We start from the raw sequence: 13,597 nt of genomic DNA on the forward strand, positions 1-13,597 counted from the left end.
GGGCCCCGCCCGATGCCAGCGATAGCTTGTGTCGGGTGGGTTCTTTTACATATTTCGACGGTATTGTCCGCCAACTTCATACAATGCTGCCGTAATTTGACCTAGTGATGCCACCTTAACTGTTTCCATCAGCTCCGCAAAGATGTTGCCGCCTGACGTCGCCACCTCTTGGAGGCGTTTCAATGCTGGCCCCATCTCATCCTGATGAGCTTCCTGGAAGGCACGAAGGTTATGGATTTGCTGCTCCTTTTCCTCTTCTGTTGCACGGGCAAGCTCAATCTCATAATCATCTTCTGTAGCATTCGGGTTCAGGAAGGTATTTACTCCGATGATTGGCAATTCTCCTGTATGCTTCTTCATCTCGTAGTACATAGACTCATCCTGGATTTTGCCACGCTGATACTGGGTTTCCATCGCTCCCAACACGCCGCCACGAGTGCTGATTCGCTCGAACTCCTGAAGCACAGCTTCCTCTACCAGGTCTGTCAGTTCTTCGATGATGAATGCTCCCTGTAGTGGGTTTTCGTTCTTGGCGAGACCCAGCTCTTTATTGATAATCATCTGAATAGCCATAGCACGGCGTACAGAATTCTCTGTAGGTGTCGTAATTGCCTCATCATATGCATTGGTGTGTAAAGAGTTGCAATTGTCATAGATAGCGATTAATGCTTGCAGAGTGGTACGGATATCATTAAAGTCCATCTCTTGTGCATGCAGCGAGCGGCCAGACGTCTGGATGTGGTATTTAAGCTTCTGACTGCGATCGTTTGCACTGTACTTGTTCTTCAATGTAGTTGACCAGATACGGCGAGCCACACGTCCGATTACCGTATATTCAGGGTCAAGACCATTCGAGAAGAAGAAGGAAAGGTTTGGTGCAAAATCATCAATATTCATACCACGGCTCAGATAGTACTCGATATAGGTAAACCCGTTAGCCAAAGTAAACGCCAATTGGGAAATCGGATTCGCTCCTGCCTCGGCAATATGATAGCCGGAAATGGATACAGAGTAGTAATTGCGTACTTTGTGATCGATGAAGTACTGTTGAATATCCCCCATCATACGGAGTGCAAACTCTGTAGAGAAGATGCACGTGTTCTGACCTTGATCCTCTTTCAGGATGTCGGCTTGAACCGTTCCACGTACGGTTGAAAGGGTATAGGCTTTGATTTTTTCGAATTCTTCTGCCGTTGGCTTGCGACCTTCCCGCTCAGTGAATAACTCCACTTGTTGATCAATCGCTGTATTCATATACATCGCCAGGATCATTGGTGCAGGGCCATTAATGGTCATGGAAACAGACGTTGAAGGAGCACACAGGTCAAAACCTGCATACAGCTTCTTCATATCATCTAGTGTGCAAATGCTAACGCCACTCGTTCCGATTTTACCGTAGATGTCCGGGCGGTAATCCGGGTCTTCCCCGTAGAGAGTCACGCTATCAAAAGCCGTACTTAAGCGCTTGGCATCATCGTTTTTGGACAAGAAGTGGAATCGTCTATTCGTACGCTCCGGAGTTCCTTCGCCCGCAAACTGGCGTCTTGGATCCTCACCTTCACGCTTGAACGGGAATACGCCAGCAGTATAAGGGAATTCACCCGGTACATTTTCCTTCATGGACCACTTTAAAATCTCGCCCCAATCCTCGAACTGCGGCAAGCTGACTTTCGGAATACGAGTACCCGATAAGGATTCGCTAAAGAGCTTTGTAATAATTTCCTTATCACGAATTTTCGTAACTAACTGGTCTTGTTCGTATGCATCTTTCAGGCAAGACCAATTATCAAGGATGCGACGACACTCTGGGTGAAGCTTCTCTTCAAAGAAAGCGATTTGCGCATCGATTACTTTCACCAGCTCTGACAGGTTCTCAACATTTGCAGATACTAGTGTTTCCTTCGTTCCGTGAAGTTGGAACAGCTTGCGGGCAATGCCTGCTTGCTCGTCAGAGAACTTCCGATAGCCACGAACGGTATTGGCGATCTCTTGCAGGTAAGTAATGCGATCATTCGGAATTAATGACTTTTTCAGAACCGATACCGGTGTCGAATCCAGATGAGCTACTTGCCAATCTACACTGGTTTTCTGCACAATCGTTTTCATCAATGCAGCAAAAAGCACGTTGGTTCCCTTGTCGTTAAACTGGCTGGCAATGGTTCCGTAAACAGGAATCTGCTCATCCGTCAAATCAAACTGATTGTGGTTGCGGCGATACTGTTTGCGCACTTCACGCAGAGCGTCTTCAGAACCTTTCCGCTCAAATTTATTGATCGCAATCAAGTCGGCAAAATCCAGCATATCGATTTTTTCAAGCTGGGAAGGCGCCCCGAATTCACTTGTCATAACGTACATGGCAACATCACAGACGTCTTTTACCTGTGCATCACCCTGACCAATTCCGCTTGTTTCTACAATTACAAGGTCAAAATTGGCTGCTTTGAGCACTTTTAATGAATCTTCCACGGCTGCCGACAGCTCGGAACCTGATTTACGGGTTGCCAAACTGCGCATGTAAACTCGAGGCGTGTTGTTGGCGTTCATGCGAATCCGGTCACCAAGCAAGGCTCCACCCGTTTTTTGTTTGGATGGATCGATCGACAGGATTGCTACCGTTTTATCCGGGAAATTATTGATGAAGCGACGAACCAATTCGTCTGTTAGAGAACTTTTACCTGCTCCACCTGTACCAGTAATTCCGAGAACAGGAATAACATGACCGGGTTGTGGAAGTGCTGCTTCTACTGAAGTAAAGACAGTTTTATCTTGTACCGCATATTCTGCAACGGAAATAAGACGGGCAACTGCCTTATGATTCTGTTCTCGGAGTTCTTCGATTTCAAGCTCAACCTGCTTCACTGTCGGGAAGTCAGTTTCCCGCAGCATGTGGTTGATCATGCCTTGCAACCCTTGGTGGCGTCCATCATCAGGCGAGAAGATTTTGGCTACCCCGTACTCTTCAAGCTCGCGAATTTCACGAGGAACAATTACCCCGCCACCTCCGCCATAAATGCGAATGTGACCAGCCCCCCGCTCTTTCAACAGATCGACCATGTATTTAAAGTACTCTACATGACCACCTTGGTAAGAACTGATAGCGATCCCTTGTACATCTTCCTGAATCGCTGCAGTAACTACATCGTCTACGGAGCGGTTGTGACCCAGATGAATCACTTCTGCACCAGAAGATTGCAAAATACGTCTCATGATATTGATCGACGCATCATGACCATCATATAGACTTGCAGCCGTAACAAAGCGGATTTTGTTGGACGGACGATACACTTCTGTTTCCATTATTTGTACCTCCCTATCATTTGTCTCTCGAATCTATTCAGCACTTACTTCACGAAGAAGCAGTGTTGTTTGCATGTTGATATATTCATCCAGCGTGTAGATCTTCTTCAGTGTCCATCTGCGGAATACCCACATTTCACCTAAGACCATAATGTTGTGAGCCATCAGCTTCACGTTCTTTTCATCAATCGAAATGGAGCCGTCTGCGATACCCTTCTGCAAAATTTCCTCAAAGATGACGGTGATCGCTTCCTCTCTTCCCAACACATAGCGCAGTGTTTCAGAAGGCAAGGACTTGGTTTCCTGGTAGATGAGCATGACTCGGTCACTCATCTGATCCATCACCCGGAAGAAGCTCCGAAGGGCCATTTTCAGAATTGTGAGTCCTGTTCCCTTGAAGGTAATGGCTTCCCGCAAGCGAGATTCCACTTCTGCATGGATGGCGTCACAAACGAGATACAACACGTCTTCTTTGGACTCGATATATTCATAGAGAGTTCCGATACTGAAACCGGATGCTCTCGCAATTTCTCTTGTCGTTGTTTTATGGAAGCCTTTATGAATGAACAGATCAACTGCTGCCTCGATGATCTGGTCACGCCTTTTTTCAATCAATTTCGGATCCTTCACCAAGGAAGGTATCAGTTTCTTTTTCTCTGACACGTCAGAATCCCCTCCTACCCTGACTGAGCGTTTGATCGGTTAATCCTTAGAAAATAAAGCTCAGTCCTCTCTTTCTTCCTATTATACGCACTTACTGTACAAGAGGAAAGTGGACGCAATGCTTTATTTTCTCCCAGTTCTATCAGCTCTTGTTCAAAAAGGAGGACGAACTTCCTTATTAGTCGTGGAACCATGCTTTGACGATTTGATCGGCTACCCCATACGGGTCAGCCTGCCTTGACGCCACACTGGTCAGTTGCTCTGCAAATGCTCCCGCTTCGATGCCACGAATCATTTTTTGATAGATCTGGTGGTTTACGATTTCAATCACTTCTTCTCGCAAATGTCGGGACCTTCTCTCTTCCCACTCTCCACTAGCTAAGAGATATTCGTGATGACGAAGTGTTTCCTTCCATACCTGATCAATGCCTGCATTCTGAGTAGAAATGGTTTTGATTACCGGAGGTCGCCACGGGGCATCATGTTTGACCAGATCAAGCATCTGCTCTACTTCAATCTCCAACTTGTCTGTGCCAGGCAGATCAGCCTTGTTGATCACAAACAAATCAGCGATTTCCATAATTCCCGCTTTAAACGCCTGTACGGAATCTCCGCCACCCGGATTCAGGACAACAATCGTCGAGTCGGCAATGTTCATGATATCCAGCTCAGACTGTCCTACACCTACTGTTTCAATCAGGATGACATCACAGCCGTAAGCGTCAAGAATTCGTACAGCATCCTTTGTATTGCGGGAAAGTCCGCCCAAGCTTCCTCTGGTGCCCATGCTGCGAATAAATACCCCGGGATCAGTTGCATGATTCTGCATGCGAACACGGTCCCCAAGCAATGCCCCTCCTGTGAAGGGACTGGTTGGGTCAACAGCAACAACGCCAATGGTCAGTCCATTCCTGCGCAAAAAACTGATGAGGACATCGACCATGGAGCTTTTTCCTGCCCCTGGGGTACCTGTAATTCCGATTAACTTGGCACGTCCCGTATGCGGAAATAGCTCTCGCAATATTTGCGTTCGCTCCGGATAATCATTTTCTACACAAGTAATGGCGCGAGCTGCCCCGCGCACATCACCTGCAAGAATCCGACGAGTAATTTCGTGCATGCTTCTTTCCCTCTATTCTTTGATGAGGTAGTTGCTGATCACGACACGTTGAATTTCATTCGTTCCTTCATAGATTTGAGTGATTTTCGCATCACGCATCATTCGTTCTACCGGGTATTCACGAGTATAGCCGTATCCACCAAATACTTGAACTGCTTCTGTTGTTACCTCCATAGCTGTGTCTCCAGCAAATACCTTAGACATAGCAGAAGCTTTTCCATAAGGCAAACCTTGATCCTCCAACCAGGCAGCCTGATACGTCAAAAGACGGGAAGCTTCAATTTTGGTAGCCATATCTGCCAGCTTGAATTGAATCGCTTGCAAAGCTGCGATTGGTTTACCGAACTGGTTGCGCTCTTTCGCATAATTAAGCGCATGCTCATAAGCACCTTGAGCAATTCCCAACGCTTGAGCGGCAATCCCGTTACGTCCGCCATCAAGTGTCATCATCGCAATTTTAAACCCTTGTCCTTCTTCACCCAGCATGTTTTCTTTTGGAACACGAACATCTTCAAAGATGACTTCCATGGTTGGTGAGGAACGAATCCCTAATTTTTTCTCTTTTTTACCCATAGAGAAGCCAGGCATTCCCTTTTCAACGATAAAGGCAGTTACCCCTTTATGCTTCAATGCTGCATCCGTAACAGCGAACACGATATAGATTTCTGCCTCGCCAGCATTTGTGATGAAGATTTTGCTGCCATTAAGAATATAATCGTCTCCATCCTTCACTGCAGTTGTACGCATACCCGCAGAGTCAGAGCCAGAGCCTGCTTCCGTCAAGCAGTAGGCACCCATTTTCTTACCTTCTGCCAAAGGACGAAGGAATTTTTGCTTTTGTTCTTCTGTGCCAAATTTGTATAGCGGCCAGCTTGCCAGGGAAACGTGTGCAGATAATGTTACCCCAATGGACGCATCCACACGGGAAAGCTCTTCTACTGCTAGCACATAACTAACATAATCAGCTCCTGCTCCGCCGTATTTCTCCGACCATGGAATACCTGTGAGTCCCAGTTCAGCCATTTTTTCAAAAATCGAACGGTCGAACACTTCTTCCTCGTCACGTTCTGCTGCTGTAGGAGCAACATGTTCTTCAGCAAAATCTCTGATCATTTTGCGCAGCATTTCTTGTTCTTCGGTCAAACGGAAATCCATTTCTCCACACTCCTGACTAATCATTTTTTATTATGAAAATAAATGCTTAGCGATAACCACTCGTTGGATCTGGTTGGTACCTTCATAGATTTGCGTAATTTTAGCGTCGCGGAACAGGCGCTCAACCGGATATTCACGGCTGTAGCCGTACCCACCAAATACTTGTACTGCTTCGGTGGCAATTTTCATTGCTGCATCAGAGGCAAAGCGTTTAGCCATGGATGCTTCTTTTCCGCACGGTTTTCCTTGTGTTCGTAGAGAGGCCGCCTGGTAAACCAACAGGCGCGCTGCTTCCACCAAGGTTGCCATATCAGCCAACTTGAATCCGATGGCTTGCTTGTTAGCGATTGGTTCTCCGAATTGTTTGCGTTCCTTGGCATACTGGGTTGCATATTCAAGTGCTGCTTCTGCAATGCCAAGTGCTTGTGAAGCAATCCCAATACGACCTGAATCGAGGTTTGCCATCGCAATGGTAAAACCGTCGCCTTCATTTCCAAGCAGATTCTCTGCTGGGACTCGGGCATTATCAAAAATCAGTTCAGTCGTATTGGAGCCGTGAAGCCCCATCTTTTTCTCTTTTTTTCCAACTGTAAAACCTGGTGTATCCTTTTCGACGATAAAAGCGGAGATTCCTCTTGTTCCTTTGGATGGATCTGTAATCGCAAATGTGATATACACATCCGCCTCTCCACCATTTGTGATGAATACTTTGGAGCCGTTGAGAATGTACTCGTCTCCCTGACGCACGGCTTGCGTACGAATGCTGCTGGCGTCCGAACCCGCGCTCGGCTCTGTCAATGCGAACGCACCGAGAAATTCCCCTGCTGCCAGCTTGCGAACGTATTTGTTCTTCTGCTCATCGTTTCCGAAATAAAGAATCGGATTGGTTCCCACAGAGGTATGCACAGAGAGGATAACCCCTACCGTTGCACTTACCCGGGAAATTTCATTAATCGCCAATATATAAGAAGTGAAATCAGCTCCAACTCCGCCCCATTCCTCCGGGATCGGAATACCCATCAAGCCCATTTCTCCCATCTTCTTCACAATATGACGAGGAAATTCTTCTGTCTCCTCCATCACCGGTACAAAAGGAGCAATCTCCTTTTGTGCAAAATCACGAACCATTTTAATCATCATTTGCTGTTCTTCGGTCCAACGAAGATCCATGATAGTCCAACCTTTCTCTGATCGCTCATCCCGTTTTACGGTAAGTGCTGCATTTTACTGATAAGAGTAGAAGCCTCTGCCTGATTTCTTGCCGAGCCAGCCTGCCTTTACATACTTGCGAAGCAATGGGCACGGACGGTATTTGGAATCTCCAAATCCTTCATAAAGAACTTCCATGATATAAAGGCATGTATCCAGACCAATAAAGTCTGCTAAAGTAAGAGGGCCCATCGGGTGGTTCATGCCAAGCTTCATTACTTCATCAATCGCTTCTGGAGTTGCTACTCCCTCGTATACACAGTAGATCGCCTCGTTAATCATCGGCATCAGGACACGGTTGGAAACGAACCCTGGGAAATCATTTACACTGACAGGTACCTTGCCCATTTGTTTGGAAAGGTCTTCCACCAACTGGTACACTTCATCAGATGTCTGCAAGCCCCGGATCACTTCCACAAGCTTCATCACAGGCACCGGATTCATGAAGTGCATGCCAATTACTTTCTCAGGGCGCTTTGTTACTGCAGCAATTTCTGTAATCGGCAGGGAAGATGTGTTGCTTGCCAAAACCGTATGTGCCGGGCATACTTCATCCAGCTTCTTGAAGATATCTGCTTTCACCGTCATATTTTCAGTGACAGCTTCTACTACAAAATCAACGTCTTTTCCGTCTGCCAGATCAGTAGACAGCGAAACACGAGCGAGAATTGCCTGCTTTTCTTCCTCTGTCATTTTGCCTTTTTCCACATTACGGCTAAGGTTTTTGGTGATGGTAGCAAGCCCTTTTTCCACGAATTCTTGCTTAATGTCGCACAAAACAACTTGTAATCCAGCTTGTGCAGCCACCTGAGCAATCCCGCTGCCCATTTGACCTGCTCCCACGACCATAAATTTCTGAACGTTCATCTTCCCTACCTCCAACAACTAGTTATGAGTAACGAATGCTATATTCGTGATGAGTTTAATCAACTTGCAAAAGAACCGCATCTCCTTGTGCAGCACCACTGCAAATGGCTGCAATACCAAGGCCGCCGCCACGACGACGCAGTTCATAGATGAGACTCATAATAATACGTGCACCACTTGCACCAATAGGATGCCCAAGAGCAATTGCTCCTCCGTTCACGTTTACTTTTTCTTCGTCCCATCCAACCAGCTTACCGCTTGTCAGCGTAACCGCAGCAAATGCCTCGTTTACTTCAAACAAATCGATGTCTTCTAATTTAACACCTGTTTTTTGCAGCAATTTATTAATAGCAAGACCAGGAGTGGTTGCAATATAAGGAGCTTCTGCTCCTACTGTGGCATGACCCAAAATCTTGGCCAACGGTTTCACGCCCAGCTCTTGTGCCTTGCCCTCTGACATGACAACCATCGCTGCCGCTCCGTCATTGATTCCCGGTGCGTTGCCCGCTGTTATGGTTCCGTCCTTTTTATAAACAGGGGCAAGCTTTGCCAACACTTCCAGGGTTGTGTCCGGTCTAGGCGATTCATCTCGTTTGATTACAAGAGGTTCGCCTTTTCTTTGTGGGATGGAAACAGGAGCAATTTCTTCATCAAAAATACCGTTCTCCACTGCATGGGATGCTCGAATCTGACTGCGATGTGCCCATTGATCCTGAAGTTCACGGCTGATGTCATACTCTTCGGAAACATTGCTTCCGTGCACCGCCATTGGCACGAAATCAAACGGACAAGTCAGCCCGTCGTACATCATCAAATCCTTGATTTCTCCGTCGCCCATTCTGAGACCGTAACGAGCTTTTGGCAGAGCGTATGGCACATTGCTCATGCTCTCCATTCCACCTGCAACGATTAATTGTGCATCTCCGGTTCGAATGATTTGATCAGCCATCGTTACTGCCCGCATACCAGAAGCACATACTTTGTTAATCGTTTCACTCGCCACTTCCCAAGGGAGTCCTGCTTTACGGGCAGCCTGCCTGGATGGAACCTGACCTGCGCCTGCTTGCAACACCATTCCCATGATCACTTCATCTACCTGATCACCACTTACACCTGCACGAGCAAGTGCTTCCTTTATCGCAATCGCACCTAGATCAACGGCTGCTACATCTTTCAAAGCTCCACCGAATTTGCCAAACGGTGTACGTGCTGCGCCAACAATAACTGAACCCATTCTTTAATCACTCCTTTGTTAATATGGAGATCCATCGACTGCCGATTGAGCGGTCGCTCAATTTCTATACTTTCATCATAGCAAATCTGTATGGAGACTAGAAGGGGAAATAAAAATCTTTCTTGTCAGTAAAGAGGAAGCCGTACCACTCAAAAGCAGTACGGCCCCCTTCCCATTAGATTGCGTCAGCAAGAATTTCAGCAATATCTCTTGTTTTCACATCTTCATCTTTTTCTTTCATTTTGACACCGTCGCTCATCATGGTCAGGCAGTATGGACAAGCGCTTGCGATTTGTGTCGGATTCACTTCCAGAGCCTGTTCGGTACGTGCAACGTTGACACGAGTACCTTCGTGCTCTTCCATCCACATCAAGCCGCCACCGGCTCCACAGCACATGCTGTCACAGCCACTGCGTTTGATTTCCACGATTTCCACACCAGGAATCGCTTCGAGAATTTGACGAGGCATGTCGTAAATATCGTTATAACGCCCGAGATAGCAAGAATCATGGTACGTGATGCGCTCTTTTACTTCTTTCGTTGGTTTGAGGCGCCCTTCTTTTACCCATTGAGAAAGCAATTCGGAATGGTGATACACTTCAGCCTGTAAACCGAATTCAGGATATTCGTTCTTGAACGTGTTGAATGCATGCGGGTCACAAGTAACAATCTTCTTCACATCATACGCTTCGAACAATGCCACGTTCTCTTGTGCCAGTTGTTGGAACAAGAATTCATTACCGATGCGACGAGCGGTATCCCCGGAGTTTTTCTCTTCATTACCCAGGATCGCGAATTTCACACCAGCTTCATGCATCAATTTGACGAATGCGTGGGTGATTTTCATGCTGCGGTTATCGTACGATCCCATGGAACCAACCCAGAAGAGGTATTCAAACTCATCTGTATCTTTCACAGTAGGAACTTCAAGCTCACCATTCAAGCCTTCTATCCATTTCATGCGGTCTTTACGGTTGATCCCCCATGGATTGCCTTGGCGTTCAATGTTGTTCAACGCTCTTTGTGCTTCCGCAGGCATGCTTCCTTCTGTCATAACCAGGTAGCGGCGCATATCAATGATTTTATCAACGTGCTCGTTCATTACAGGACATTGGTCTTCACAGTTGCGGCAGGTTGTACATGCCCAGAGCTCTTGCTCTGTAATGACATCGCCAATCAGATTTACAGAGAATTCAGGAGCTGTTGCAGTTGATCCTTCAGCCGCCGCAGCTACTTCGCTTGCTTGCACAGCAATTTTGTTGGCTTGTGTATCAGCAAAAGCAAAGCTAGGCATCCAAGGTGTACGGGACGTTACGGCTGCACCCTTTTCCGTCAAGTGATCACGCATCTTCACGATCAAATCCATTGGAGATAACATTTTGCCTGTACCTGCTGCCGGACACATGTTGGTACAGCGTCCACACTCTACACAGGCATACAGGTCAATCAATTGTGTTTGTGTGAAGTCTTCAATTTTGCCTACACCGAATACTTCTTGCGTTTCATCTTCGAAGTTAATTGTAGACAGCTTGCCTGGCGGGTCCAGCTTTTTGAACCAAACATTGAATGGAGCAAATACCAAGTGTGCGTGCTTGGATTGTGGCACATACACCATGAACGTAAGCAAGATCAACAAGTGCATCCACCAGAAAACATAGAACAATCCAGCCGCTACTGTCGGGCTCATCCCAGCGAACAAGGTTGCAACCAAGGATGAGATTGGTGCATAACCAGACTGTTCATGACCTAGCCAGATTTGTTCGAAACCTAGAGACAAGAGTACTGAAGCCATCAATGTTGAGATAAAGATCAGTACCAGACCTGATTTAAATCCACGCTTCAAACGTTTCAGTTTCTCTACATAGCGACGGTAAAACGCATAGGCTACCGCCAAAAGAATCAGCAAGGTGGTAATTTCCTGCATTAAACTGAAATACTTGTGAGCGCTTCCGAAAGGCAACTCAAAACCTTTAACCAATCCTTTGATAACCAGTTCGATTGCTCCGAATTGAAGAATGATAAAACCATAGAACATGACGACGTGCATGAACCCGCTCTTCTTGTCCTTGAGCAGTTTCTTCTGGAAAATCACATTCTCCAGGACAAGATTAAATCTTGTTTTAAAGTCGTCTTTGACATCGCCCTTTTTACCCAATTTGATGAAAAGGTAGCGGCTGTAGACAACGTGAGCAAATAAATACAATCCATACGCCAAGATCAGGAAAAAGGCGATTAGATTCAATAATGGCAGCAAGGCTCTCAGCTCCCCTTTGGAAATTTATCTTTATTATCTTGTTTTTTATATTAACAGAACTAGTTCAAAAAATGAATGACTATTCATTCAAATTTTCGCATCTTTGCAAAATTTGCTTTTCATCCGAACATTCATAGCTTTACACTAACTTTGACTGAGCGATCGCTCAGATAACAAAAATATAACATACTCCGAGCAATTGCGCTATGGAAGTTTCTGAATTCCGAAGAATGAAACGCTAAAAGACCTGGCTTTTGAGCCAGGCCTTCGCTTCAAGCGGATCTATTTACCTGAGACGTCCAGATGTTCGGACTCTTGCTTTTCTGACACTTTCTTATCTGGTTTCTTATCCTTTTGCTCTTTTCGAACGTCAGCTAACGATTTTACTTTGGTTTCGTTGATACGTTCGTTGCGCTTAAGGCCAGTTGGTTCCAGGTTGTTTGCTTCATCCTTCATCAATGCTGCAATTCCTACGTTTTTGCCTTGTGCTGTCTGACAGTATTCACAGTTGTCGGCATCATGTGCGTGGTAGTTCTTTGGCTCCGGATAGGCAGTGATGACACCTTCGAAATTGCGCAGAACTACTTTTTCAGAAGATTGAGAGATGATGTAGTTCGGCATCACCGGGATCTTACCGCCACCATGCGGAGCATCGACTACGAAGGTTGGCACCGCATAACCGGATGTATGACCACGGAGATGTTCGATTATTTCAATCCCTTTGGTGACAGGTGCCCGGAAGTGGCCAATTCCCTCGGAAAGGTCGCACTGATAAATGTAGTACGGACGCACACGAATTTTAACCAGGTCTTGCACTAACTTCTTCATGGTGTGCGGGCAATCGTTAATGCCAGAGAGGATAACGGATTGGTTCCCCAACGGTACACCTACGTTAGCCAGCATTTCACAGGCTTTTTTGGCTTCTGGCGTAATTTCACGAGGGTGATTAAAGTGAGTATTGAGCCAGATTGGATGATACTTTTTGAGCATATTGCAAAGATTTTCAGTGATACGTTGTGGGAATACAACAGGTGCACGCGTACCAATCCGAATAATCTCTACATGCGGAATCGCACGCAAGCTACTGATGATATACTCCAGAATTCGGTCGTTAATTAACAGACCGTCTCCGCCTGACAACAGGACATCACGAACCTCTGGGTGACTGCGAACATATTCGATACAGGCATCCAGTTGCTTTTTGGGAACGCCCATGCCTACCTGACCGGAGAAGCGACGGCGAGTACAGTAACGGCAATACATCGAGCATTGATTGGTCACAAGGAACAAAACACGGTCCGGGTAACGGTGGGTAAGCCCTGGCACCGGAGAATCCTGGTCCTCATGCAATGGATCTTCCATGTCATATTTGGTTCGTACCATTTCACTGGATAATGGAACGGATTGCTTACGCACAGGGTCAGTTGGATCATCCGGGTCCATCAACAACGCATAGTACGGCGTAATATTCAGCGGAATTGTCATATTGGAAATCCGAACGCCCTCTTCTTCTTCCGGGGTCAGATTAATTACCTGCTTGAGCTCATCTACCGTGCGGATGGTATGCGTTAACTGCCACATCCAGTCATTCCACTGTTCATCGGTCACATCTTTCCACAACTCAATTTGTCGCCAATCTCTTGTTTGCGCTATTGTCATGGGAAATCCCCCTTCTATCAGGTAAAGTTTTTCTGGAAACTTTTATGATAAAAGGAAGTTGCAATCCTCATGCCAACCTATCGAAAGATTCAGAATATGCTGTCCAATAGGGTTTTTCTATTTTGTATCCATTTGGAAA

Annotated in this window: 9 protein-coding genes; all 9 read right to left on the reverse strand. The window is 46.3% G+C overall.

Annotated elements, in window-relative coordinates; all coding sequences use genetic code 11:
- Positions 1-45 precede the first annotated feature (45 nt).
- The 9 genes from icmF to kamA all read right to left on the reverse strand — a co-directional run bounded on the left by icmF (position 46) and on the right by kamA (position 13,458).
- Positions 46-3,297 (reverse strand): fused isobutyryl-CoA mutase/GTPase IcmF, encoded by a 3,252-nt coding sequence (gene icmF, locus ACPW7N_RS09465; protein WP_425650817.1) that lies wholly within the window; start codon positions 3,295-3,297, stop codon positions 46-48.
- Positions 3,298-3,330: 33 nt separating this feature from the next.
- The gene (locus ACPW7N_RS09470) at positions 3,331-3,960 is read right to left on the reverse strand and encodes a TetR/AcrR family transcriptional regulator (RefSeq protein WP_425650818.1); all 630 of its coding nucleotides are present in this window, start codon (positions 3,958-3,960) and stop codon (positions 3,331-3,333) included.
- A 178-nt stretch (positions 3,961-4,138) separates the two neighbouring features.
- Positions 4,139-5,080 (reverse strand): methylmalonyl Co-A mutase-associated GTPase MeaB, encoded by a 942-nt coding sequence (gene meaB / locus ACPW7N_RS09475; RefSeq protein WP_425650819.1) that lies wholly within the window; start codon positions 5,078-5,080, stop codon positions 4,139-4,141.
- 12 nt (positions 5,081-5,092) lie between these two features.
- Positions 5,093-6,235 (reverse strand): acyl-CoA dehydrogenase, encoded by a 1,143-nt coding sequence (locus ACPW7N_RS09480; RefSeq protein WP_425650820.1) that lies wholly within the window; start codon positions 6,233-6,235, stop codon positions 5,093-5,095.
- Between the two features lie 30 nt (positions 6,236-6,265).
- The gene (locus ACPW7N_RS09485; protein ID WP_425650821.1) at positions 6,266-7,405 is read right to left on the reverse strand and encodes an acyl-CoA dehydrogenase; all 1,140 of its coding nucleotides are present in this window, start codon (positions 7,403-7,405) and stop codon (positions 6,266-6,268) included.
- 54 nt (positions 7,406-7,459) lie between these two features.
- Complete coding sequence (locus ACPW7N_RS09490; RefSeq protein WP_425650822.1) at positions 7,460-8,311, reverse strand: 3-hydroxybutyryl-CoA dehydrogenase; 852 nt, start codon at positions 8,309-8,311, stop codon at positions 7,460-7,462.
- Positions 8,312-8,366: 55 nt separating this feature from the next.
- Positions 8,367-9,545 carry an acetyl-CoA C-acetyltransferase gene (locus tag ACPW7N_RS09495; RefSeq protein WP_425650823.1) on the reverse strand — a complete coding sequence of 393 codons (1,179 nt, stop codon included), beginning with the start codon at positions 9,543-9,545 and terminating at the stop codon, positions 8,367-8,369.
- Between the two features lie 175 nt (positions 9,546-9,720).
- A complete protein-coding gene (locus ACPW7N_RS09500) occupies positions 9,721-11,799 on the reverse strand; it encodes a (Fe-S)-binding protein (protein ID WP_425650824.1) in 2,079 nt (692 codons plus the stop codon).
- Positions 11,800-12,081: 282 nt separating this feature from the next.
- Positions 12,082-13,458, reverse strand: coding sequence for a lysine 2,3-aminomutase (gene kamA, locus ACPW7N_RS09505; RefSeq protein WP_425650825.1), 1,377 nt, complete (start codon positions 13,456-13,458; stop codon positions 12,082-12,084).
- Between the last annotated feature and the right edge of the window lie 139 nt (positions 13,459-13,597).

This window comes from Brevibacillus nigriterrae (assembly GCF_049846925.1).
Classification (GTDB): domain Bacteria; phylum Bacillota; class Bacilli; order Brevibacillales; family Brevibacillaceae; genus Brevibacillus_H.